The sequence below is a fragment of the Paenibacillus cremeus genome (genome assembly GCF_007786445.1).
Taxonomy (GTDB): domain Bacteria; phylum Bacillota; class Bacilli; order Paenibacillales; family NBRC-103111; genus Paenibacillus_G; species Paenibacillus_G cremeus.
The window spans coordinates 56,884-82,642 of the sequence record NZ_VNJI01000026.1 but is presented as its reverse complement, the minus strand read 5'-3'; the positions used below and the strand labels follow the sequence as shown (position 1 = coordinate 82,642).

19 protein-coding genes are annotated in these 25,759 nt (G+C 43.4%); 15 read left to right on the top strand and 4 right to left on the bottom strand.

Annotation, left to right across the window (positions count from 1 at the left end):
- The first annotated feature begins 145 nt into the window (after positions 1 to 145).
- The 5 genes from FPZ49_RS20100 (at position 146) to FPZ49_RS20080 (ending at position 8,589) form a co-directional block, all read left to right on the top strand.
- Positions 146 to 1,126 carry an aldo/keto reductase gene (locus tag FPZ49_RS20100; RefSeq protein WP_144850257.1) on the top strand — a complete coding sequence of 327 codons (981 nt, stop codon included), beginning with the start codon at positions 146 to 148 and terminating at the stop codon, positions 1,124 to 1,126.
- 31 nt (positions 1,127 to 1,157) lie between these two features.
- Entirely contained in the window at positions 1,158 to 1,949 is a 792-nt protein-coding gene (locus tag FPZ49_RS20095) for an aldo/keto reductase (protein ID WP_186445939.1), read from the top strand.
- Positions 1,950 to 2,689: 740 nt separating this feature from the next.
- On the top strand, positions 2,690 to 5,401 hold the full coding sequence (locus FPZ49_RS20090; RefSeq protein ID WP_144850253.1) for an alpha-mannosidase: 2,712 nt from the start codon (positions 2,690 to 2,692) through the stop codon (positions 5,399 to 5,401).
- 966 nt (positions 5,402 to 6,367) lie between these two features.
- Positions 6,368 to 7,834 carry an FTR1 family iron permease gene (locus FPZ49_RS20085; protein WP_144850251.1) on the top strand — a complete coding sequence of 489 codons (1,467 nt, stop codon included), beginning with the start codon at positions 6,368 to 6,370 and terminating at the stop codon, positions 7,832 to 7,834.
- 29 nt (positions 7,835 to 7,863) lie between these two features.
- Positions 7,864 to 8,589 carry a hypothetical protein gene (locus tag FPZ49_RS20080; protein ID WP_144850249.1) on the top strand — a complete coding sequence of 242 codons (726 nt, stop codon included), beginning with the start codon at positions 7,864 to 7,866 and terminating at the stop codon, positions 8,587 to 8,589.
- 1,188 nt (positions 8,590 to 9,777) lie between these two features.
- Here FPZ49_RS20080 and FPZ49_RS20075 read toward each other — a convergent pair.
- Entirely contained in the window at positions 9,778 to 11,055 is a 1,278-nt protein-coding gene (locus tag FPZ49_RS20075; RefSeq protein ID WP_144850247.1) for an IS110 family transposase, read from the bottom strand.
- A 357-nt stretch (positions 11,056 to 11,412) separates the two neighbouring features.
- Between FPZ49_RS20075 and FPZ49_RS20070 the strand changes: the two genes are divergently transcribed.
- The 3 genes from FPZ49_RS20070 (at position 11,413) to FPZ49_RS20060 (ending at position 14,426) form a co-directional block, all read left to right on the top strand.
- A complete protein-coding gene (locus FPZ49_RS20070) occupies positions 11,413 to 11,925 on the top strand; it encodes a TetR/AcrR family transcriptional regulator (protein ID WP_144850245.1) in 513 nt (170 codons plus the stop codon).
- A gap of 72 nt (positions 11,926 to 11,997) precedes the next feature.
- Positions 11,998 to 12,504: a DUF4188 domain-containing protein gene (locus tag FPZ49_RS20065; protein WP_144850243.1), complete on the top strand. Its 507-nt coding sequence runs from the start codon at positions 11,998 to 12,000 to the stop codon at positions 12,502 to 12,504.
- A gap of 824 nt (positions 12,505 to 13,328) precedes the next feature.
- Positions 13,329 to 14,426 carry an acyltransferase family protein gene (locus tag FPZ49_RS20060; RefSeq protein ID WP_186445936.1) on the top strand — a complete coding sequence of 366 codons (1,098 nt, stop codon included), beginning with the start codon at positions 13,329 to 13,331 and terminating at the stop codon, positions 14,424 to 14,426.
- A 65-nt stretch (positions 14,427 to 14,491) separates the two neighbouring features.
- Here FPZ49_RS20060 and FPZ49_RS20055 read toward each other — a convergent pair whose 3' ends face one another.
- The gene (locus FPZ49_RS20055; protein ID WP_315899198.1) at positions 14,492 to 14,707 is read right to left on the bottom strand and encodes a DUF1272 domain-containing protein; all 216 of its coding nucleotides are present in this window, start codon (positions 14,705 to 14,707) and stop codon (positions 14,492 to 14,494) included.
- A gap of 439 nt (positions 14,708 to 15,146) precedes the next feature.
- Between FPZ49_RS20055 and FPZ49_RS20050 the strand changes: the two genes are divergently transcribed.
- From FPZ49_RS20050 to FPZ49_RS20020, 7 genes are all read left to right on the top strand, one after another.
- The gene (locus FPZ49_RS20050) at positions 15,147 to 15,692 is read left to right on the top strand and encodes a GrpB family protein (RefSeq protein ID WP_144850237.1); all 546 of its coding nucleotides are present in this window, start codon (positions 15,147 to 15,149) and stop codon (positions 15,690 to 15,692) included.
- A gap of 395 nt (positions 15,693 to 16,087) precedes the next feature.
- Complete coding sequence (locus tag FPZ49_RS20045; protein WP_144850234.1) at positions 16,088 to 16,675, top strand: hypothetical protein; 588 nt, start codon at positions 16,088 to 16,090, stop codon at positions 16,673 to 16,675.
- A 659-nt stretch (positions 16,676 to 17,334) separates the two neighbouring features.
- A complete protein-coding gene (locus tag FPZ49_RS20040) occupies positions 17,335 to 18,123 on the top strand; it encodes an SDR family NAD(P)-dependent oxidoreductase (protein ID WP_144850232.1) in 789 nt (262 codons plus the stop codon).
- A gap of 71 nt (positions 18,124 to 18,194) precedes the next feature.
- The gene (locus tag FPZ49_RS20035) at positions 18,195 to 18,515 is read left to right on the top strand and encodes an immunity protein TriTu family protein (RefSeq protein WP_144850230.1); all 321 of its coding nucleotides are present in this window, start codon (positions 18,195 to 18,197) and stop codon (positions 18,513 to 18,515) included.
- Between the two features lie 970 nt (positions 18,516 to 19,485).
- Complete coding sequence (locus tag FPZ49_RS20030; protein WP_144850228.1) at positions 19,486 to 21,099, top strand: gamma-glutamyltransferase family protein; 1,614 nt, start codon at positions 19,486 to 19,488, stop codon at positions 21,097 to 21,099.
- A gap of 312 nt (positions 21,100 to 21,411) precedes the next feature.
- Positions 21,412 to 22,344, top strand: a complete 933-nt coding sequence (locus FPZ49_RS20025) for a carbohydrate kinase family protein (RefSeq protein WP_186445934.1) — start codon at positions 21,412 to 21,414, stop codon at positions 22,342 to 22,344.
- A gap of 66 nt (positions 22,345 to 22,410) precedes the next feature.
- The gene (locus tag FPZ49_RS20020) at positions 22,411 to 23,238 is read left to right on the top strand and encodes a creatininase family protein (protein ID WP_144850224.1); all 828 of its coding nucleotides are present in this window, start codon (positions 22,411 to 22,413) and stop codon (positions 23,236 to 23,238) included.
- A 593-nt stretch (positions 23,239 to 23,831) separates the two neighbouring features.
- Here FPZ49_RS20020 and FPZ49_RS20015 read toward each other — a convergent pair.
- Positions 23,832 to 24,230, bottom strand: a complete 399-nt coding sequence (locus tag FPZ49_RS20015; protein WP_144850222.1) for a hypothetical protein — start codon at positions 24,228 to 24,230, stop codon at positions 23,832 to 23,834.
- A 421-nt stretch (positions 24,231 to 24,651) separates the two neighbouring features.
- Positions 24,652 to 25,689 carry a site-specific integrase gene (locus FPZ49_RS20010; RefSeq protein WP_144850220.1) on the bottom strand — a complete coding sequence of 346 codons (1,038 nt, stop codon included), beginning with the start codon at positions 25,687 to 25,689 and terminating at the stop codon, positions 24,652 to 24,654.
- Between the last annotated feature and the right edge of the window lie 70 nt (positions 25,690 to 25,759).

Genomic DNA, 25,759 nt, shown 5'->3' with positions numbered 1-25,759 from the left:
CTGAGTAACCTTTTCTTCACGTCTTAAAATGAAGCAGTTACGCTGATATAATTAAAATGTTGAAAGATATACAAAAATGAGGATGAACATCGGTCTAGGACCTAGTACGGGACAAAAATACTTTGTAAATGAGGTGTAATTATCCTTGGAATATCGTGTATTAGGACGTTCAGGTCTTCGTGTGAGTGAAGTTAGCCTCGGATGCTGGGCTATCGGCGGCCCTTCGTGGCGGGATGGAAATCCTGTGGGATGGTCTGGCAACGATGATAACGAATCTCTCGCCGGTTTACGAAAAGCTTACGAATTAGGTATCAATCATTTTGACACGGCGGATGTGTATGGCGACGGTCATTCTGAGAGAATCATAGGCAAATTTTTGTATGAGAGTTCGCGGGATTCTTTAATAATTGCATCCAAGGTTGGATGGTTTAAAGGTACTGCACCTAATGCTATGCAGCCGGTCCACATCCGTCATCAGCTTGAGCAGTCGCTAACGAATTTAGGGACGGATTACCTGGATATTTATTATTTTCATAATACGAATTTTGGCCCGAACGATTTATATCTTGAAGAAGCTGCCGAAACGATGCGAGAATTGCAAAAAGAAGGTAAGATTCGTGTGATCGGTCAGTCTGCCTATAGTTATGCGGATTTTATACGGGTTTGTCCGATAACTCGCCCAGATGTACTACAGTTCCACTACAATGCGTTGGGCAATCAATTTGATCAATCGCCAACAAATCTATTCCATTGGGCGGAACAACAAAACCTGGGCATGGTACTTTTCGGACCGCTGGCTCAAGGCTTATTGTTGGATAAATTTGATCCGGAGAATCCGCCTCAGTTTGGCGAAGGAGATATTCGTTCTAGCAATCAAGCATTTTCTCGGGAAAGATTGCTGGAAATACGGCAAAAGCTCCAACCGATCAAGGAACGTTTTGGCGGTGAAGTGCAAGATTTGATTCGCGTGGCGATACAATTTGCACTTACCCAATCTCCCAATGCTTGTGTAATACCAGGGTTTAAAAATGCTCGCCAAGTGGAGTCGAATGCTGAAGCAGCCGGCAAGCCAATTACTGCGGATGAAGCCACACTGATCAGGCAAATTATAAGCGATGTATCCTAATGATTTTTGTAAAGCTGGGGGGAATGAAGACATGGTTAACGATTCCAAGTTGGGGCTCGGGGGTCATTCTTTTATTCAGGAGCTGGGAAATGATCCGCAAGCCTCGTTTGACGAACAGTGCAATATTGTATCCGCCTGTCTCGATAACGGAATCCGCTTTATCGACACTACATATTATCAAGAACGGGTGGCCCTTGGGGCAGTCTTGCAGGAACTCGGTCGGCGAAGTGAGGCTGTAATTATGGCCTGGAATTTTTTCAATCAGCCGGCTGCCGAAACGAAGTTGGTTGATTACACCCCATACGAACCACATCATATTAATGTCATGTTGGAGGAATTGCAAACAAACTATATTGATATCCTTGTTATCCATGTACATAAAAATACAGAGGAGCTTCATAAAGAACTGGATCTCGCGAAAAAATGGAAGCAAGAGGGCAAGGTCAAGAAAGTAGCGCTCGGGATGGTTAAACTTGCACACTTGTGCCAGCTACCCGCTGATCACCAGGTTTCTTATGTATTGGCACCTTATAATGCGTTTAATCAAGGCTCCAAAGAGATGTTCTTGAAAGCGAAAGAGATGGGGATGACCGCGATCGCACTATCTCCTTTTATCCGCGGTTGGAAATTGGATGAGATCGGAGGAAATAAAGGTTCAGTTGCCGAAATCCTACTGCGCTGGGTAGCTGGGCAGCGACTGATTGATCGTGTGATTGTTTCCATGAGAATAGAGGAATGGGTACATACCAATCTGACAGCTATTGATCGTGGTCCACTGACCCAACAGGAAGAGTCAAAACTTCGAGAATGGATCAGGGATTAGGCTCCCACATGAAGTTAGCAAATCCTTGATTACCGTATTCACTCTTCATCTGATCAAGCCATTCCGAATGGTGAATGTTCGTCTATTAGTACAGATCAAGAAGTTATTACAGGCTCGGGAGAATTTTAGGACTAGGGTACTTCTAAACTCAGGCAACGAGATATACATTGTTGCAAAACAAGTAGAACTTAAATAACCATGACGTTTGCGCTAACAGAGAACGTTAAACGAGCATTAGTACTTAAGTTAATGTAGCCGATTAGGTGGTTGTTCATGGTTCAGCGTAATGGTTGCTTTGATTAGGGAATTATCAAAAGATGTTTCTATTGTACTTGAGGAAGATTTATTACGAATTGCTTTATGGCCAACTGAGAATGAATTACTTGAAGAACTACATACTTTGGCTAAAGAAACAATTGACTACATAAATTCACTTTAAAATAGTACATTGCCTCTCCATCGTACATTGCGCTCCCATGGAAGGACGCAATTACTTCCATAATCTGTGGTGTCGTATGGCGGCATGGATGGCTAACGGGTACGATAGTTGAAAGGAAAAGAATGGGTGCTAGTGGACAATTCGAAGTGAATAATGTGGAAGTGTTCTGGGATGATGTAATTTGAATAAGCGGTAACAATAGGTTAGTTTATTAGATTGTCATGAACTGGTATAGTATAGGTGAAATGAAAGCTAACAACCACTACATAATTCCTTTAGTGGAGATTAAGAGGAGTAATGCATGAGAACAACTGCTCATATCATCTCGCATACCCATTGGGACCGGGAATGGTACTTACCTTATGAAAAGCATCATGTTCGTCTCGTAAAGCTTATGGATTCGCTTCTGGATAAATTGGATCAGGAACCGAGTTATCGCAGCTTTTTCTTGGATGGACAAACGATTATTCTTGAAGACTATCTTCAGGCTAGATCGGACCAAAAAGATCGATTGGTTAAATTGGTTCAGGACGGTCGTATTTTGATCGGCCCTTGGTATATTTTGCAAGATGCTTTTTTGACCAGCAGCGAAGCCAACGTAAGAAATATGCAAATTGGACACCAAGATGCGAAAAAATATGGCTCGGTGTCGAAGATCGGATATTGGCCGGATACATTCGGTCTGGCAGGTCAAACACCTCAATTGATGCGACAGTCCGGAATTGCGAATGCGCTGTTTGGCAGGGGTGTAAAGCCGACGGGCTTTAACAATACCGTATCTAGCGACAATTTTGAATCCTCGTTCTCGGAACTGATTTGGGAAGGGCCGGATGGCTCCCAGGTGCTCGGTATTCTATTTGCCAACTGGTACCATAACGGTTATGAAATTCCTATTGAACAGGAAAAAGCGAAGGCGTATTGGGAAAAGAAACTGGCTGATGCTAAAAAATACGCATCGATGGGCGAACTTCTCTTTATGAATGGCTGCGACCATCAGCCGGTTCAATTGGATTTGCCGGAAGCACTTGAGGTGGCACGCGAACTCTATCCGGATATCACCTTCATCCATTCCAATTTTAATGATTATCTGCAGGCGGTTCAGCGTTCCTTACCCCACGAGCTTTCTACGGTGAAAGGCGAGCTTCGGAGCCAACGTACAGACGGTTGGGGTACGCTTGTCAACACCGCATCGGCCCGGATCTATTTGAAGCAGATGAATCAGCTGGGGCAGGCGATGCTGGAAAAGGTGGCTGAACCTCTCGCCGCTTTGGCGCATATCCTTGACACGGGGGAGAAATACCCCTATCATCTGTTCACGTATGCATGGAAAACGCTGATGCAAAATCATCCACATGACAGCATTTGCGGCTGCTCCGTAGACGAGGTGCACCGCGAAATGGTGACGCGCTTTGCGAAAAGCCGGCATGTGGCGGAAGCGATCGCCGATGAGAGCAAACGAGCGCTTGCTGAAGCAGTGGATACATCGAGCTTTGACAGAGAGGGATCCAACGCCCTTCCCGTCATTGTATTTAATACGTCGGGTTGGGAGCGCAGCGGTGTCGTAAGTGTCGAGCTGGATGTTTTACGCTTGTACTTCCGAGATGGGTATGAACCTGAGGAGGCCGCTCATCTTATGAAAGCGGCCGATCTTTCAGATATGACACTGATAGACGAGTATGACAATGCCATTCCATGCACTATACAAGACCTCGGTCAGCAATTCGGTTATGATTTACCGGAAGACAAGTTCCGCCAGCCATATATGTGTCGTAGGATGAAGCTAACCTTTGAGGCAGAGCATGTTCCTGCTTTGGGATGGAAGACGTATGCCCTGGTTAAGCATGTAGCGGAACTTCCTGCTTCCTCGCTGGTAGCGGGTAACAATAGGCTAGAGAATGAATCGATAAAAATAGAAGTCCAAGATAACGGCTCATTCCATCTGACAGATAAGTTAAACGGACGAATTTACCGCGACTTGGGAATCTATGAGAATACCGGGGATATTGGTAACGAATATATGTACAAACAGCCGGATGGCGAAATCGCACGAACGACCTCCGGGTTGAAGGCTCAAATCCGGGTGCTCCAGGATACGCCATATCAGGCTGCACTTGAAATCGTACACGACTGGGAAATTCCGGAGTCCGCTGACGATGTGCTGAAGGAAGAGCAGAGCGGTCTTGTTCATTTTAAGCACCGGAAAGCACAGCGTTCAGAGCAAATGACGGCGATGCGGATTCGTACAGTCGTTAGTTTGTCCCGCAGCGGCAAAGGGGTAGAGATTACAGCTACCTTTAACAACCAAGCCAAGGATCATCGGTTGCGGATGTTATTTCCGACAGATTTGAAGATGAGCGTTCACCGCGTGGATACCCTGTTTGAAATCCCACTGCGTGATAATATACCGTCAGCCGAATGGACAAATCCTAGCAATGCACAGCATCAACAGGCATTCGTCGACATCAGCGAAGAGGGGGCTGGCCTCGTGGTGGCGAATCTAGGCTTGAACGAATATGAAGTTTTGCGTGATGAACGCAATACGATTGCCGTGACGCTGCTTCGAGCGGTTGGCGAGCTTGGCGATTGGGGCTTTTTTCCGACACCTGAAGCGCAATGTCAGGGCGAACATACCGTCCGCATTGCCATCATACCACATAACGGAGATGGCATAGAGTCGGGTGCCTATGTGCAAGCATACCAATTCCAAATTCCGTGGACCTTATGTCAAACAGGTGTTCACCAGGGAAAAGTGGGGCCTACATTCGCGCCGTTCCATTGGGAAGGCGAGAAGCTGGCATTCTCCTCTATGAAATTAAATGAAGGAACGGACGATTTGATGCTTCGATGGTATAACATGAGTTCCCAGCATACAGGCTTGCAGTTTCGTTCAAACGTTCCTCATAACGAATTGTACAAGAGTACCATTATGGAGAATCATGGCCAACGTATTGAAGCAAATATGTGTTTGCCGGTAGGTTCTTGTGAAATTATAACGATTGGACTAACTAGATAATCACTGACGACCATATCTCATTTCAAAGTCGCATATCATGCGGCTTTTTCATTTTTGGGATAACATTGTTTGTATCTTGCCCCAATGGGCTCGGGTCTCTTTGTCTCGAGTTTCGAAGGCAGCTCAATTGGCTGCTTCACAAAAAAATCACTTCAAAATGCCTTTGCAGAGCTTTTGTATAATAACGAATTGCTAATGCTTTCTGCGTCTCTGAATACAATGATAACGTGGACTAAACGAATGCACTTGTAATTGGATGTTAGTAATAAATTGGATTACCGATTGATTCGGATAGCGAAATACCCTTGTAGAAAAACCATAGTTTTAATGAATTCCGTCTTTGTTCGATCAGCTTCTACGCTTCACAGACATAACTGAACAAGCCAACGCCTTCTGCCAACTTACGTCGAACAGGTCGTCGCGGCAGCACAACACGATTGTGTCCGGCGACACGGCTTATGGGACAGCCTTTTTTTATTGTAGTCAGGTAATGTAGCAAGTAAAGGTGAAGATGGAAAGAAAGTATTATTTTCATCCAAAAAAGTCGATTGGATTCAATAAAAATAATTTAAGACTCAGCAGCATCATGGTCATCATCACCATCATCATTAGTCTGTACAATGTGAATGCTACCAGTTTCCTATCGCTTGTGCCCACTGAAGTCTCAACCGCGTCCTTCTTGGATGCTTTTGGATTAATAAATCCCGATTAAGACTCAAATAAATCCCCCAATCGTTACTATATCGGCCAAACCACGATTGAACTATATAGCCCGGGTAGATTCCTTCTATTTTCAATAATCATTTATGATCAATAGTCATTCCAATTATTCATAAAACAGTAACAAACAAAAAGTAAAAAATCCTCAAAACGATTGACCTGAGAAGAATTCTCAAGTAAACTAATCATGAACTCAAAATGATAATCATTCTCATATCGGAATAGTAAAGAAAGAGGGACACATTCATGCGAAAATTGGCTACTGCCTCTCTGGTGCTTCCGCTGCTGTTCATTATGCTTCTTATGCCCCTGACGGCGTGGGCAGCGACCCAAGGCATTGAGAACATGAATCAAGCCAAAAACTACATAAGCCAATCCATCGACTTGGCGAAGCAAGATTTAAACAAAGCCAAACAAACCTACGACCAATTCCATGATACGTGGATGGAAGTGGAAGATACCGTTAAAACGGACTCCAAAGCGGCTTACAAGGATATTGAGACGCAGATGGGGCAGGCCGAGTATGCGTTTATGATTAATAAGCAAGGGGACATTCTCACTGCGCTCGATGGTTTGCAGCAGGTGCTGATCCGGTACACGAACGGGCAGTACGCCAATACTTCGCAGGGAAATGAAGAGATGATAACACTCCCAGACTTTATCACCCTCTTAGAGCAAACAAAAAATGCCGCCCAAAAGAACGACCAAGTAGAGTCGGTTAAAGCGATCAGTAAAGTAAGGGAGAGCTGGCTAAGCGTTGAAGGTAACGTCGTCGCTCAATCCGCAACGGTTTATAGCGATTCCGAACGTGACATGGTCATAGTCAATGCGATGCTCACAGGGGGAAAATATGACGATGCCGTAAAACTTATAGACAACATGATGGCCTATCTGTCCCCGTTAGCTCAAAAATCAAGTTATACAATGTGGGATGCGGCCATGATTCCGATCCGTGAAGGGCTGGAAGCACTGCTTGTCGTGGGTGCCCTGCTTGCCTTTATGAAGAAATCGAAGGATCAAAAAGGGAAGCTATGGATATGGAGCGGCGTTTTCGCAGGACTACTGGTTAGTGCAGCTATAGCTGTGGTCGTCAAATTTATTTTCTCCTCAGGGGCTTTCGGGAACAACAATTTCTTAATCGGCGGCTGGACCGGCATTTTTGCTGCAGTTATGCTCCTCTATATGAGTTACTGGCTTCACAGCAAATCTAACGTTAAGCAATGGAACCAATATATTAAAGAAAAAACGCAAACAGCGCTTAGTACAGGGAATATCGTGTCTCTTGGAGTGCTAACCTTCCTAGCCGTATTTCGGGAAGGAACAGAAACGGTATTATTTATTATCGGAATGGTGAATCAAATCAGCGTGCAACAGCTGCTTCTCGGTATATTGGTGGGCTTCGGGGTTTTAGCTGTCGTTGCATTTATTATGCTGTATATCGGGGCTAAGCTACCGATCCGTCCTTTCTTCCTTGTATCCAGTGTCATTGTCCTTTACTTATGCATTAAATTCACCGGACTGGGTGTGAACAGCCTTCAGCTGGCCGGCGCAATCCCGACGACAAATAGTCCATACTTGCCGAGCATTGGTTTCCTTGCCTTCTTCCCTTCTTGGCAAAGCATAGTACCCCAAATCTTGATCATTCTCAGCGCAATCCTTGTTGTGGTGTGGGGGAAATTAAAAAAACGTCAAAGCACGACGGTCGCTCAATAATATTACCAATAATTTTGGAGGAACGAATTATGAAAAAGCAGCTTCTGAATTTATTAATCGTCTTAGCAATATCCGCATCCGTACTTTCCGCCTGTGGCAGTACAAAACAGCCTGAAGGTAACGTAAATGCAGCCGCTACGGTAGCGAAGTCCCCTGAAATCTCAGTCAAAGATGGAACGGCAAAACTGCTTTCTACCGCCAAGCAACTTAGAAAAGCAGCGACTGCCGGGGATGAGGCCAAAATCAAAGAAACCGGACCTAAGCTTGAAGAGACATGGGCTACTTTCGAGGATGGCGTCAAAGCGAAATATCCTGATCTTTATGAACAAGTTGAGAAGAGCCTGAACCCGGCCGTATCGGGAGCAAAGGCAGCGAAAATAGATAAAGATGCAATCTTAAAAATCGATAACCAGTTGATCCAAACCTTATTTGATCTATCTGCGAAGCTCATCCCCGTAGATCAAGTGAAAGCAGGAGCGAACCAAATGCTTGCAACGACCGCTGAGCTTAAGAAGGAAATTGCAGCGGGCAATGATGCTAAAGTGAAGGAACTTGCTCCAAAGCTGGAGGATGTATGGAAAACATTCGAAGATGGAGTGCCGCCGCGCAGTGCCGATTTGTACGAAAAAATCGAGAAAAGTCTGAACCCAGAAGTAGCAGGCTCGCAAAAAACTCCGATCGACAAGCAGGTTATGACTCAATTGAATGATGGTTTAACCAAAGCGTTAAATGAACTAATTCAAGGAATTAAATAATAAAGTTGAAAAATCCCCTTACGGAAAAGTACAAGTACTTGACCGAGGTGGATTTTTTCATCCTTTTTTCCATTGATATAACCCTGTTGTTTGGGATAAAATTTGGGACATCAAGTTGAAGGCCGGCGGGATAAATTAGGAAGCCGCTGAACTAAAGGATTACGATAGCGTTTAATAATATACACCATGACAAAGTTGCCGTGTTTATAGGCAGCTTTGTTGTGCTTGGGTAAATAAAATTAATATTAAAAATCCATTCTAACATCCATAAATAGCTCGTTATCGCGTTAATGGAGCGATTCGTTTATTTTATTGGAGGGGAATTATGACCGCCCAGGTGTAGTGAGTTTCTTTGCGGTGCTAATGATAATTAGCGGCGTGGTACTTCTTGTTACGCAGTTATTAGCTGTTAGCCAGTTAAATAAGGCTTCGGAACTTATTGGAGTTACGAATTCGTTCTTTCAAGCAGCAATTAGTTTTTTGGGGCTACTAGGAATAATTGGCGGGGTAGGAATGTGGTTCGGGAAAAAATGGGGTTGGTGGGCAGTAGGGATTAATTACGTTAAATATGGCTTAAGGACATTGTGGAATGGATTTCTCTTGTTTTACATGTTCCGTGAAAATGTATTGTCTTTCTTCAATACGACGGAAACAATTAAATGGAAAGCACTTCTCATAGTATTTATAATGTGCATACTCATCTTTGTACTTGGAACGTTTTTTAAAACTATTTAACTCTGAAGTGATGACTTCCCTAAGGGTTCTTTTCTTAAAGTCAGAAAATCCTTATTAAGCTCCCTCAGAGAATAAGATTTTTCTCACGAATGCTCGCTCATTCGCAGGATTTCACATGCTTGATTAAATAGAAGTTAAGATGATTAGATAATATAGGCTAAGTAATTCCGTTTGGGGGCATGCGGAAATAGAAGGTGTTAGTCGATTAACAACATCTTCCAGATAAAACTATGCTGCACGTCTCTCTCCACAAGGTCCTTGGGATTCACTCTCCCAAATCTCAACGGGTCTAAGCCCTCACATTCCTTCGTCCTATCTATCCAAGGTGTGGAGTCCGATCAACGTTATCGGAACGGGTCTAAGCCCTAAAGCGTAAAAATCTCGGTACTCCGTGCTTTCTTTGTGAAATCCTACGAATGAGCCAATCTACGTGTCTGGGTTCGACTCTTGATTCTAAGCTGCTAATGGTGACTGAGTTTTATCCGCGGAGAAGGTTTGTCCTTTTCTCGCCATGGCTACAAGCATTCGAGCGAGTTTGCCGATTAACTTCATCATGGACTGCATTTTTGTCATTCGTTTCACTTCGACATTGTGTGTATGCAAGGCTTGGAATGCATTATTGTGAGATAAAAGGTGAAACACGGAAAAGTACAAATGCTTACGTAGTAACGAGTTGCCTCTTTTGGTGAGCTTAATTTGTCCCTTATACCTACCAGAACTTCGTTCTGCTAAGTTCAATCCAGCTTTTCGTAATAACTGATTTCCATGAGATAGCTTACGTAGGTCCCCACAAAATGCCAGTATGGCAGCCGTTGCAGGAACGGAAACGCCGATAGATCGAATTAGATCCGAACAGGGGATTTCAGGCAATAGCTGTTCAATCATCTTGTCCGCTTCATCAATGATTTGGCAGACTCTTTCATATTCTTCGATCAGGTGCCTAAGCTCCCATTTGTCTTCTTCAAGGGCTGTAGAGTCTCCAACGCTATGTCTAGCGTATGCTTGAAGCTCAATCGCCTTGTTCCTGCCTCGCACACCGCCAGGTCTAGCCATGTACTCTCCCCAGATTTGCACCATTTGCTCCGGGCTCAACTGCAATACATCAGTTGGAGCTGGAAAGCGACGCAAAGTAGCTAATGAACGAGGACTAAAAATGTCTTCGAATGCTTGTCTGTATTCTGGAAAACGAATATCTAGCCAGCGATGGATCCTGTTCTTAATCCTTCCGGATTTAATAACCCAATGCTCTCTATTTGTAACGATAACCCGTAGTCGGCGGAACGCTTCTTCCTTAGGAGAGAAGGGGGCGTAGAATCCGCGACTCACTGCATCGGCAATGACCAATGCGTCCTTGGGGTCATTCTTTGAGGGGGAGTTATCTCTGTTTTCCTTGTTGCGCTTGGTGGTCATTGGATTGACAAGGACAACGGAAATCCCCTGTTTTACTAACCAGTCGGCGATATTGAACCAGTAGTGACCGGTACTCTCCATTCCCACAACGACATCATTCATATTGTGAACTTTCTGCAATTTACGAATGCTGCTTGTTAAATGCTCAAAGCCAACATGGTCATTTGAAAACATGATCGGACGATTGGTGAGTACAATGCCACGAAAATTAATGGCCTGAGCAGCATGTTTCTCCTTGGCAATGTCGATGCCGATGACAAGAGTAGAAGTAGAAATCCGTTCTACACGTTGATTTTGAGCTTTGATTAGTCTAGACTTCATAGTAACGCCTCCTAAGGTGAGTTCTGAGGGCTGCAACCCAGTACATACTCATCCTAGCGAGGCGTCCGTTTTTCTGCAAATTGAATCTACTAACACCTACAGGAATGTTATTGAGTACGATAGTGTGGCGATGGAAACCGATCCATCGCTTGTTTTCGTTTCTGTACACAATACTCGACGAAACGGGCAGCAGGATAGTTTTTAGCTCAATCGCGCTGAACCGTATTACAAGTAAGTGCAAGTTTTTAAAGATGGCTTAAAGCAAGCGAAAATATTTTGCTTCCGCGATGGAAACTATTGACATACGCCAACATTTCATGTATTTATTAATTAATAAATAAATAAGGAGCTCGAGAAGTGGCCAAAGAAGACCGCAAACAGCAAATTGTCGAAGTAGCAGTATCCGTCTTCGCCAAACAAGGATATTACAAGACTACTACGACACATATAGCCCAAGCAGTGGGGGTTACTCAGCCGTATGTGTTTCATTTTTTTAAAACGAAGGAAGAGCTGTTCATTGCAGTTTTAGAGCAATCCGTCAATCGTATTGCGGGCATATTCAAGGAGGTTGAAGCGCCGGCGGAGTACCTGGAGGACCGGATGGGCGAAGCGTTCTTTAATCTGTTAAAAACACACCGAGACGAAACGCTGCTGTCTATGCAGGCTTTCACGACGGTTGAGCCAGTCATTCGCAAGAGGGTGCAGGAAGGCTTTTCCTATATTCATAAAGTGGTAAAGGAGAAATTCGAGCGGGCTCAAATTCCGCAGCCAGGCTTTCAAGCATCTGCTTTCATTGGCATTGGGATGGCTACAGTAGTTTCAGAAGTGCTGGATCTGCCAGAGCTTTTACCATATTGCGAGAAGGACTAACAACCTTCTCCTATTTTTTAAGGTAAAATTTATTTATCAATAAATAAATATAGTATTAAGGAGATGAAGTTAATGGCAAAGGTAATACCAGGTAGATTCACAGCCCGCATAGAGGGTGACTTCGTCGTTTTCCTAATTGGCATGCGCGTCAATAGGCTATGGGCTATACACAAGTGGCTACCTGTGTTTCGGGCGATGGGGCCGATGCTGAAAGAACTTTTTACCAATAGGAAGCTTGGCTTCCGGGGTACCGAGTTTATGGTAGGGTGGCGAAGTGTACATCTGCTCCAATATTGGGATTCGTATGAGCAGCTTGAGGCATATGCCCGCGGCGGACAGCATCTTCAAGCTTGGCGGAATTTTAATCGCAAGGTCGGAACCGATGGAACGGTCGGGATCTACCATGAAACCTACAAGGTCCGAGCCGGCGATTATGAGTGTATTTATGGAAATATGCCGGTGTTTGGCCTTGCAAAGGTGACGGAGCATATTCCGGCTACCGGCCGAATGGAGACGTCACGCCGCCGCATGGGTGGTGACAATGAGCCAGCCGTACCTACGCCGGAAACTTCTCATTAATTGTCATTCTGAAGGGCCATCCCAGGAGTCGGGTGACAACAACTTGATCCCATTCCCGATTTTGACAAGAACATTATCTTATTCCCGTCAAGACATATCAAAGGTATACTAAAGATATGTGGCGATAGTGGAGAGAGGGCGTAGTAAGTCTTCTTCGTCATTGCGCTAAGCAAAAAAATAAACTTGAAAAGGTATATATAAAGGAGAGACGATGCTGAAAGTTTCCTCACGGACTCTTAATTAACCTCGGATGACGCACTTCAAAATTAAAATGTAACTATCAAATTAGTGCCCTCATTTTCACTTCAAAACTAGTGGAAAAAGGTCAAATCTTAGTCCAACCCTTGATATTATTGGGTTTCTTTACTTCAAAATATTAATGTCACCCAACAGGCGGCTGTTGGAGGACAAATAAGTTTTGAAGTAGACAATATAGTTTTGAAGTAACAAATAAAGTTTGAAGTAAAAAAACGTTCACTCAACTGGGTGAACGCTTTTTTTACGAAGTTAGGGTTTATGATTCACAATTTAGTAGTATCGGCAAGGGTGTAATCAAGTAGAGATCAAACTAACTGGCAGTTTAAAAATAGCACACGGTTTCATTTTATAAAGTCATAAAGATACCAACCACTCCCAAAGAGCATGATATTTATCTATTGGAAGATGCCGCTTTTGTTTTGGTCGTTATATGATGGGATGGTCGATAAAGGAATTTCAAGAAAACGATATGAAATTATTAATGGATATTTTTTCTTTTCTGTTTATAATTATCATTGATTTCAAAATAATAGGGGGTTACTGCTCTGAATCAACGACTTGATTACTTGGATCATCTGCGGACGGCTCTGACGATGCTGGTCATCGTTTTTCATACCTCCATTGCGTACGGAGCGGCCGGTTCGTGGATACTGGTAGATGTGGACACGAGTAAGTTGACGATCACATCTATTTTGTTGACCATTTTTACAGCTGTTTGTCAAGCATTCTTTATGGGACTGTTTTTCTTCCTATCTTCCTATTTTATTCCAGCTTCCTATGAGCGTAAAGGGGCAGGTCGATTTATCAAAGATCGCCTGATCCGGCTAGGGATCCCCCTAGTTTTCTATTGTTTTGTGATAGGTCCGATCACGGGTTGGTTCGCTCACTTTCGCGATAGACAATCGTTGACCGAGTTTTATCATATTGAAGTATGGAGCTTTAAACAGATTTTCGTAGGACCGGCGTGGTTCCTGGAGGCTTTGCTATACTTTGTCATCTTATATACCACGTTCCGGTTAATCAGAGGAAAAAGAGCAGCGGTCCAGTCTGAACGGCCATTTCCGAAGAATTTAACTCTGCTGGCAGCTGCAGTTGGAATCGGCTTTGTCGCGTTCGTTGTTCGATTCGTCTACCCGACAGGGCAGGGACCGCTTGGGCTCCAATTTGGCTACTTTCCACTATACTTCTTATTATTTATAGTTGGACTTTTGGCATACCGTTACAACTGGATTCCACAGATCCCTGCCCGAACTGTAAAAATATGGGGGTGGGTTGCTGTCTGCGCTATTCCTGTTCTGCCCGTCGGCCTAATCTTAACCGGTGCCCTGGAAGGGAATATGACATTCGCAGGAGGATTAAACGTCCAAGCCTTGGTTTACGCGTTCTGGGAGCCTTTCATTTGCATCGGTATGATTCTTATTCTGTTGCGTTTATTTCAAAAGCACTTACACCGTTCCAATCCCTTGCGTAAATGGATGTCCGCTAATGCTTATACCGTGTACATCATTCATCCGCCTGTCATTGTAGGCTGGACGATCTTCATGACCAATTTCATTTGGCCTCCAGCTATAAAATGGCTTCTTGTCTCATTGCTTAGCATCATCTGCTGCTTTCTACTATCTGCAATATTGCGTGCGATCCCTGGGGCGAGGCGTATTCTCTAATCGTTAATTGGGGCGATTGAAGAAATAGGATGTGTTTCCCATTGCATGAAAATACTATCTATCGTTTAGCTGCTATAATCTGAAGACTTTTCTAAACTTATCGAGCAGCTTTGAAGCAGATTTTTGCTTCTCGGCCTCTTAACGAGTTCCCCTTGGCAATTAGGGCATACATAATTCATATTGTCTGTACAATCATGACAAAATGTACACTCATTTGTACAAATATAAGCAACCGAATGTTTGTGAAGCTCGTTCGTACACTTTTCACACTTATCTCTCATTTCCAATGCCATAAGAAATTCACCTTTTCCTGTGTAATCATGTTTATCTAGTGAAGATGGACCAATTATATCAATCGAGCGGACCCTAAAAAAGAGCCATTTATAAAGTAATTTACTGTACCAATTCATATCCAGATTATGGTAAGGATATAGTGCCTGCAAAATTAGTTGGTTTAAACACCATTTGGTATGCTAATGAATACATGAGTGAGGATAATCTCTCTGCGGATGTAATTGTAAATTCGATGAATAAGTTGATTGACGTTGTTGATAAAATGAATTCAATGTAAGTGTTTGATTACGCTAACGGATTACGAGAGTTCCATCAGACATCATGAAGGCTGCCGTGACAAAGATCGGGAGCCGCATTACGTTAACTGGCAGTTTTGTTTAGTAGAAGGACTATAAACGCCAATATGGAATTTGGAGTGAGTTCGTTATGAACAAAGATGTACTTGGAAAATTATATCCAATAACAATTGTCCCTTACGATGTAAATTGGACTTCATTGTTTGAAAATGAAAAACAATTTTTAACCAATCTCCTTGGCTCAGAAATAGCTCTAAAAATCAAACATATCGGAAGCACCGCTGTGCCAAATTTATCAGCCAAGCCAACAATTGATATTCTAGTGGAGATTCCAAATAAAAGTGGAATTTGTGAATTGATAATGAGCAAGATGAATGTAAATAACTATATACACATGAAAGAGCAGAAAAATCATTTGATGTTTATTAAAGGCTATTCTCCGACAGGATTAGAAAAGGAATCCTTCCATATTCATATGGGGTCAAAAGATTTGGACTTTCTTTGGGATAGAGTGTATTTTAGGGACTACCTACGTGAGAACCTTACTGTTGCCAAACAGTATGAAGAACTAAAGCTTAAATTAGCGGAAACTTATAAGTATGATAGAGAAGCCTACACTGAAAATAAAACGGAATTCATTAGACAAATAACCAGATTGGCAAAAGAAAGGCACTAAATTTATCATTATTGTACTATCGAAGTACGATAGCGCAATAATCACATCACAACAAAGTTGCCGTATTGACCGGCAGCTTTGTTGTGTGCGCGCTTGGCAGCGCAATCGACCAAGGAGTGAAACAGGACGGTAAGGAAACATACCGTACTTCTTTCCATAGTTAATGACAATTACTCACTTTACCTATCCGACAAGATTGCCTGACACGTAAGTTAAACGCATATAGGGCTCTTCTGCAGGTGCCTATTGTCCCCCTATATTTATCTTATTGTAAAACGGAGTTCTAAAACATTGCTCTCTTTAGCTTTTTTCAGTTATAGTAAATCACAATAGCAATTTAAATATTCAAATAACTGAATATATAATAGTATTCAGATTTTGACAAGGGAAAGGGATTGTTTGACGATTATATGCTTAATGAAAACAATATCTATTATATAACAAGAAAAGACCTTATTGACTATGGAATTCAATTTCTAGATGGTGTGGGAAGTTATAGTATTTGCAAGGTGTGTATAAAAAACGGTGGTTCTTGCTGCAACTTTTGTTCTCATTTAAAAAACGGAGTGGGGTGTCAAAGTAGAAACACAAGTTGTACGTCCTGGTTATGCGGTTACTTAAAACTACTTTTTTATTCAGCAGGACTACTTAAAGGTTGGAATGCATTCTGGGACGAAGTCCCAGGCATAGATTTTAGAAAGGATAATACCCCTCCACTTATAAAGATGAAGGTGCACATTGAGGTACCACGATTAAAAGAATTAGGTGAGGCATTAGCTGTTGATCTTAAATCTAAGTTGAGTAGAGATGAAGATAATCTTGATTTCATTGTACTGAAGAAAGATTTAGACGAACTTATTGATGAGATTCACTTTGCTGAAAATTCTACTGTTGCATCTTTCTATAAAAAAAGGCTCGATCACATACTCAAAGACTTTACTGAATTCCGTCAATCTGTAATACGCATGAAAATACATAATTAATTGTGCTAGGCTCCCGCGTTGAACGGCAGCTTTGTTGCACTAACGGGTACGTTAGTTGAAAAATGGAGCAGTTGCTCAGGGCAACTGCTCCATTTTAATTTACGAACAGATATGAATTGATTTATTCTTTTGCCTTTATGCCCAAAATCCTTTTTGTTTTACCATCAATTTTAATCTCATACTCCTTATGTTGTAGTCCTGATTCCGTACTGACAGTAATCACAGTTAACCTGTATGAGGGATTTGTGTCTAAAATAAATGACCAATTAATTCCGCCCTCTATTTGGCTTATGCGATAGCCCGGGCAGGATAGCTCCGCATGTTCTCGGCGCGGTGTCGATTAGATAACCAATAAGTAATCAGAGGAGGAATAGCAAAGAGTCAATCATTGCTGCAAGCAATATGATGATGGAGTTAATCGGCACAAATTCTTGTCACTTATCGGTACAAGCTCTTGGCATCCGATGATTCGTCGACAGGAGCTTTATACAAGCTACAATGGCTGCTCGATATTACCGCCGATTCCGGGAATTGTTCGGTACACCGTTAAGGGATAACCCGACTGGGAATAATATCGTCTTTCAGCAAGTTATTTTTAAACTTTGGGTAAAATAGGGAGCGCGAAAATACAAGACGCATTAACGAAAGGGTGACGTAACATGACGTACAAAAGATTGGAAGGCATTCGGGCGCTCGTGACGGGAGCGTCCGGCGGTTTGGGCTATGCGATGGCGGAAGCGCTGCTGGCGGAAGGGGCAAAGGTAGCGGTATCCTCTAGAGCGGGAGATAAGTTAGATCAAGCGGTTGCCGGCTTTATAAAAAGAGGATACGATGCGCACGCACTGCCGCTTGACGTGCGATCCGAGCAGTCAGCAGAGGAAGCTGCCCGTTGGGTCCGCCGCGAATGGGGCGGACTCGATGTGCTGGTGAACAACGCCGGGATCGGAATGAAGACAGTAAATCCGCGCTTTCTCACCGAGCCTCAGCCTTTTTACCAGGTAACGCCCGAAGGTTTTCGGAATTTGATCGACACCAACGTGACGGGCTATTTCCTCGTCGCCCGCGCTTTTGCGCCTCTTATGATTGAGCAGGGCAAGGGGCGCATTATCAACATTTCAATGAACTATGAAACCATGAAAAGAAAAGGCTTCGTGCCTTACGGTCCGTCACGCGCGGCAACCGAATCGCTCTCTTATATCATGGCAGAAGACCTAAGGGAACACGGCGTGGCGGTCAATATGCTGCTTCCCGGCGGGGCGACGGTGACCGGTATGATTCCGGACGGACTGCGACAGGAACTTGGCCCGCAGACGCGTCTGCTCACGCCGGAAATTATGGCAGCACCCATTATCTACCTCGCTTCACCCAACGCGGAGGGAGTGACGGGAGAACGGATCGTGGCGGTCGAATTTGAGCAATGGTTGTCCAACCGGGACAATAAAGGATAACCTTGTTTTGGTTTATGCAAAAGTCGCGTAACTAATGGGCGGTTTAATGGTAAGAGGTGGAGATCGGAAGAATGCGGACCAAGTTTCAACTCTGGGTAGAAAGCAAAAAAAATGAACTTGAAGAGGTATATATAAAGATGGAGTATGTAAGGCATAAAAACCCTGATGAGAGCCGTATTCCTGACCCTTCTACAGGCGTTATTTATGAATCTGAATGTTGTTTAGGTCAAGTTTCGGTTTGGAAGTCCAGACAGATGGAATATGAGGTCGTAAATATAGCTACAGAAGAAATGATATTGTGGAAATACATTGAGAGGTTGCCAGATGAACCTGATTTCAATGAGATATTAGAGCAATTTTTCCATGTACTACAGACGGGGGTAAAACCGTGAGTTGTTACACTTATTGACTAAATTAACGGCTACAATAGCACAATATATCAATCACAGAAGGCCGCCGTCCCTGAACAGGCGACCCTCTGTGCTAACGAGCCGTTTTGCAAAATATTCTGTAAAACATAAAAAGTGTTTAACTAAGCTAGCGTTTTTGTTTCAGAATTTCGAATGTTCTTTTGGCAGTTCTTTTACATGAACCACCCCTAAGCCCTCGACAAAAAAATATGACATCGACAGTTAGTTCAAACAGTCCATTCCCAGAAACCTCTACTCTGTTGGAGCCTTTTTTTACTGGTTGTCCTACAATTGAGGCGTTTCCTGAAAACCTTTGTAATCTCCATTCATAAACAATATCCGAATCATGCCCCTTACAGAATGTGCCAGAACATACAAGATTGGCATCGGCAAAGTATAATCCCGATTTTATCTCTTTAATCCCTGGGATTCTAAGGCTAGAATTACTACAACAAGATTCACCAGTCCGTCTACGCTTACAATTACAATTGGACCCTTTTCTTACTATTTTTCGCTTTTCACTCCCGATAGTTGACATAGTATCACTCCTATTCTACAAAGATGTTATATAGTATGAGAGGTATCATTTTATTGATTGTTCTTGTATCTATTGGATAAAGAGAATACGAAATATTCTCGATTCAATGTTGTTGTGATTGCAGTTATCCATTTTTTTAGAAATGAAACCGCCGCTTTCTTTGTATGGTTATGAAGACTGAGTGAAGTAACGGGCATCAATCTTCAGTTTGACATCGTAACATATGGGTAAAATGGTTAAGCTATCTGGCAGGATACTGACAATTTCAGTGGAAATATTAATATTAAACATGCATAAATCTTGAGTATAATTTGGCCTGTCACGGTACAAGCGTGAAGTTAGTAGAATTCGGATTTTTTTCTTGGATCACTAAGAGGTTTGAATACTATGAGATTGTAAAGGGAGGCCCTACTAATGCATCGTTTCGATCCGCTGTATTATCCGTATTCTTCACAAAGAATGGTGACTTACGCAAGGAACGGAATGGTGGCCACTGCTCAGCCTCTTGCCGCACAGGCAGGCTTGGACATATTGAAAAGGGGCGGTAATGCCATTGATGCGGCCATCGCTACTGCCGCAGCTTTAACTGTCGTTGAACCGAATTCGAATAGTATAGGTGGCGATTCCTTTGCTTTGGTATGGACCAAAGGAAAATTGCATGGATTAAACGCCAGTGGCCCGGCGCCTAAAAGCATTTCCATAGAAGCTGTGAAAAAGGCCGGACACGAGAAGATGCCCTCTATCGGAATGCTGCCGGTTACCGTTCCCGGAACGCCCGCCGCATGGGCCGTATTATCCGAGCGATTCGGGAATCTCCCCTTGACGGAGGTGCTGCGTCCTGCAATTGAATATGCGGAGCAGGGTTACCCGGTCTCACCTACTATTGGAAGCTTCTGGGCGCTTCGATATAAAGAAAACATGGAAAAATATAAAGGCGCTGAATTTGAGCCCTGGTTCAAAACCTTTGCCGCCGATGGCAGAGCACCAAAAATTGGAGAAATGTGGCGTTCCCCCGAGCATGCTAAAACGCTGCAATCAATAGCGGAAACCAAGGCAGAGTCCTTTTATCGAGGAGAGTTGTCCGAAAAAATAGACCATTACTTTAAACAGTTCGGGGGATATTTAACCAAAGAGGATTTGGCGGCTTATAAACCCGAGTGGGTTGAACCGATTAAAGTTAACTATAGGGGATACGATGTGTGGGAGATCCCACCGAATGGCCAAGGTCTGGTAGTGCTGCTCGCGTTAAATCTATTAAAAGGGTTCGATTTCTCAAGAAGGGATGCGGTTGACACTTATCATAAGCAGTGGGAAGCCGTTAAGCTGGCATTCGCGGACGGATTGAAGTATATTACGGACCCGGCAAGCATGAAGGTGAGTGTGGAGGAGCTCTTATCCGAGGAATACACATGGCAAAGAAGGCGACTAATCGGGAATGAGGCGATGCAGCCTGAATCAGGGTCTCCCCAAAAAGGAGACACAGTTTATTTAGCTACCGCCGATGGGGAAGGGAATATGGTTTCGTTTATCCAAAGCCATGCTGGGGATTTTGGTGCTGGGATCGTCATTCCGGAAACAGGTATTTGTATGCAGAATAGGGGGAGCGGCTTTTCCTTGGACCCTTCGCATCATAATGCACTGGTGCCCGGCAAGAAAACGTATCATACGATTATCCCCGGCTTTATTACCAAAAATAATCAAGCTATCGGTCCTTTCGGCGTCATGTGCGGCATGATACAGCCACAGGCTCATGTTCAAGTCGTCACTAATCTGATTGATTTCGATTTAAATCCTCAAGCGGCCTTGGATGCCCCTAGGTGGAGATGGATAAAGGATAAAATCATCGAAGTGGAGCCTCAATTCCCCAATTATCTTGCGCAGGCATTGGAGCGAAAAGGGCACCGAGTCCAAAGAGCTTTGGACTCGGGCATGTTTGGTCGTGGTCAAATCATTTTGAGGGATCCGCAAACGGGCGTTCTGGCTGGAGGAACTGAATCAAGAGCAGATGGCGCGATAGCAAGCTGGTGAAACGGAAGCTTCAGTGGGGATGATTCCTACCAATAACATGTATTAACCAGCCTTAAACGTGCTTTTGTTTTACACATAGGAGTGATGAACAGTTTTAGTGTACGCCGCGTTAATCGCGGCTTTTTTTATTACGATAAAGTTCTACATCCCTCAATATCTGAAACCTCATCAGATTCACAAAGGTTTGTTCGACTGCCACAAGGATAGACGCAAGGGACTCTTTAAGATTTTCGACAACAACCTTCGTGTGATTACGCTAATCGTTGAATGGTATATTTATCTAGATACACAACAGCTAAAGGAGTGCAGCGCGTGATAAAAGCAGATGTTCTAGCGATAGGGGAACTCAATGTTGACTTGATTATCAGCGGACTTACTTCGATGCCGGAATTGGATAGGGAGATTATTGCAAAGCAGGCTTCTTTAGCGCTTGGAAGCTCAACGGCCATCTGTGCCTGCGGCATATCGAAGTTGGATTTCAAAACCGCTTTCATTGGTAAAGTCGGAAATGATGAATACGGCAAGTTTGTTGTAGATACACTCGCTGCTTATAAGATCGACACCTCTAATATTATCGTGGACTCATCCGTTGAAACCGGTATGACTATTTCATTAGGGTACAACAACGACCGCGCATTGATTACTGTTCTAGGCTCGATTGATAAACTGCAAGGAAGAGATATCAACTTTTACGCAATCAAACATTTGAGGCATATTCATGTCGGCTCGTTTTTTTTACAAAGCTCCTTGAGAAAAGATTTAGCAGACATCTTTCGATTGGCTCAGGAAAATGGGATAAGTACATCGCTTGATCCAGGTTGGGATCACTCAGGAACCTGGGATTACGGTCTGAAAGATGTTTTGCGTTATACTTCCATATTCCTTCCTAATGAGCAAGAGGCACTGCATATTTCAGGCTGCAATTCAGTAGAAAAAGCAGCAGAGGCGCTTTCTGAATTTGCAGAGACGGTGGCCATCAAAAGGGGAAAGGACGGCTGTACGGTATGTAGTAGTAGCAAGCTTTACACACACGAATCCTTTTTAGTCGAAAACGTTGTTGATACTACAGGTGCAGGAGATTCATTCAATGCCGGCTTTATATATGGGTATTTACACAATTATACAGTAGAGCAATGCATGCGGTATGGATGTGCCTGTGGGGCAATATGTGTTCAGCAAGTCGGGGGAGCTACCGGGTGCCCAACGATCGGTGAAGTCAATGACTTTTTGCGTAATCATTCATAATAACCGAATCATAAACAAGTCTAGAGGCAAACAAGTCGAATAGATTATGCTAACGGAGGGATTTGAGTGAGAGAGGAAGTCAGGTATCAGATGTTGCGCCCGAGAGAAATTGTGGAGAGAAGAAAACAATTCCCGGTCGTCTACATACCTATTGGCACGTTGGAATGGCACGGTGTACACAATGTGGTAGGAGCTGATAGCCTCCAAGCTGAGGGAATTGCCATCAGGTGTGCGCAATTGGGAGGCGGTTTAGTGTTTCCGCCGCTCTATTATGGTGAAAATAGACTAGAAGCATTGATGGAGGCAACCGCTAAGGATAAGGATCTGATTGCTAAGGAAATGGAATTGTCCGTTGATAATTTTTCACCCGAGAGACATCCGTTTTCCGCAACAGAGCAGGCTTTAAATTACAACAAGCTGCTTTTGCATATTTTGGCGGAAGCAGAAAGCCTAGGTTTCGAGGTGGGTGTTCTGGTTGCGGGGCACTATCCATTAATTGATCACGCCCGAGCCGCTGTTTTGCAATTTAATAAGAGAGAGTATAGTCGACGGCACGGAATGTTAGCTTGGGCGTTCGTTGATTATTTACTCGTGGATGGAATCTATACGAAACCTGGCGATCATGCGGGTGGATGGGAAACTTCTCATATGATGGCGCTATATCCGGAGACAGTAGATCTTACATTGCTCCCAAATAAAGGCGAACCGTTAATAGGCGTTGGGGGGCCGATGGCTCCCCAGGATTCAAGCGCGGAATTTGGCAAAGAGACGATTGAAGCAACTGCTCGTATTGCTGTTGAGGAAGTAAAGCATAGAGTGGAGAACAGAAATGATTATTTGGGTCACGGACGCTGCCTTACGGAAGGTCTTTGGCGGCAAAGAACGGCCCCCTAACACAAAACTATAATTCTGTAGGGTGGTTTGGGCTTTAGCTAATTTATAGACATATGTACAAAATACGAGTTTTGTGAATATGTAATGTAATGTAGCAAATTTTTTCCGGGCCGCTTTTTGCGTAAATGTCGGAAGTTCTACATCAACAGGCACATCGATTTTAAGTCCCGTTTCCACAGCGCTTGTGATGTCATCTTGTTTTTTATCTTGAATTTTGTTTTTATCCGTGTTCATATTTTCTCGTCCTCCAAACGTCGCTCGAGCCTAATGGCCCTTATCCTGAATTAACATCGAACACGGAAGTAATAATGTTATGACGTATTGGATGTCTTGAATCAAATGGAGCATTCAATTTTTGTTTCCAATTTTCTGGTTCTGAATCACCTAAGATCCAAACTGGACATTGAACGTTACCATGATCTCTAAGCATATATCACCTTTCCTTTTTACAATGATCCTGTCTTTTATTCGCACGGTGCAATCTCCTTTTTGGAACCTCGTTAAATCCAGTTCAACTACATAAAATATATAAAAACCTGTCGGATTAATAAAAAGGCACGAACACCAATAAGTGTCGCGCCTCGCATCCTAACCTATTTAACAATATGTAAGTGTTCACCACGATCGCGTTTTCTACTTTCCTCGTAGCCTTCGATGGTCTTGGAGAGTATCGTAATGTGTCTCTCCATTGTGTCGACCTTATTCGTTAACTGATTGATAGTCTCTATATGTACTTCTCGCTCTTCTGCCATTTGTTTCATACTAGTCTCAAGTTTCTCAAACCTGCTACTAAATTCGTCACGTATTTCGTTTCGGTAAGACGCGAACTCCTCTTTAAACACCTGAGTATAGACTTTACGTTCAAGCACTAAGGTCTCTATTTCAATATCACGACTTTTAACTGTATAGGATAGCTCACCGATCTTCGACATGTTTTTTAAAGTGAAGTAAGCAAGTACAACTACAACGATAGTAAGAGCCATAAATTCCATAGATAAAATCTCCCTTTGGGTTCAGATTGACTGGTATATTGATTTCCAGCAAGACGTTACACCAATATTCGTTCTCTATGTAATCTAACTATCTATATTATACTATGATATAAATTAAAATCAATATAATATTCAGAATTTTATGCTAACTTCACTACGGACATCATATAAGCTTCATCTAACGATATCAGAAAAAACAATATTCCCAATTGTTGATGTTTTCCACCCTTAGTGAGTTGCAGACGTCGGATCACCGCAATTACACCTAATTTTCCGTTACTTTAAAGTTAATGAAAAAACTGGTCCGTGTTTTTGTTGGTAAGCGTCATATGCTTCCGGTATGGTTAGCGTCGTGAATAACAACCACGATTGTTAGAGAACAACCGGCTCCAGCCGCATGGCGACAAAAAAATTGGCTACCTTAACTCATATAAACCGCGACCAATCCCCAGCGGTTATTACCATGACCAAGCTCATGGTGGACGACATTAATTACTTGTTTGACCATATTCAATAATTCCTTCTCATGAGCACGGACCCCTGAATCAATCTTACGGCCGCAGGAGCGATTATTTAACATTCTCTCAATCATCTCTCTCCCCTCCTTTTTACGCCCCCCTAAAAGCTCCTCCAGGCGCTGACGGGCATATGTATGTCGGAAACCATGCCAACCTGCGGAATTTATTCCTGATTTATCACAGGCACGTTTTAAACCTGACCGAAGTGTCCCTTCTTTCATGCCCAAAATCTTTTGCCCAGGAATTTTTCCCTGAATCAGTTGTCGTAGCATTGATTCGTACTCCTTAGGAACCGGAATATCGCGGAATCGTCCGCCTTTGGTGACCCCACGCCCCTCCACAATATGAATCTGCAGCCGACCATTCGGATTTTCTGCAATATGTTCTACCCGAATGTTCGTCACCTCCTTGGCACGTAGCCCCAGGTGAACACTCATCTGCATAGCCGCATGTACGTTAGGGGACATGTGTTTACCTATTTCAAAAATTTCTAGCGAAGAATAACTACGATCGTGCGGCTTTTCCCGCTCATCTGTTGCAATGTGACGTGTTCCAACAAAAATCACCGGTGGTTTTCCTTGCTTCTCCGAAAACTTCTGCATACCATTCTGAAGCTTTTTTAAATGGGATTCCACATTAATGAGATACCCCTTCGACACGCCTTTTCCCGTAAGAGACTGCAAAAATCCCTTTGTATGTTCTTCTGTCAGATAATAAATCGATCGGATCCCATATTGTTCGCGACAAAACTCCGCAAAACGAATTGCGGTCCCTTGGACATCCCGATAATACTTAATGGAGTGAATATTACTGGAATCACCAGCTTGTTTTGCCTCGCGTTTGCTATAACCGATCCGATTGATTTCCTTTAGCGCCGTTTCTACCTGATTTTTTACGGACGGTCGCCCCATGGCTTTTCTTCCTTTCTGTGAACTTCCCATCGCGCTGGGGCTGCTCCCCAGACCCCTCCTTAGGGAGGAACCTATCGCTAAGGCGTTGCATTTATGAGTG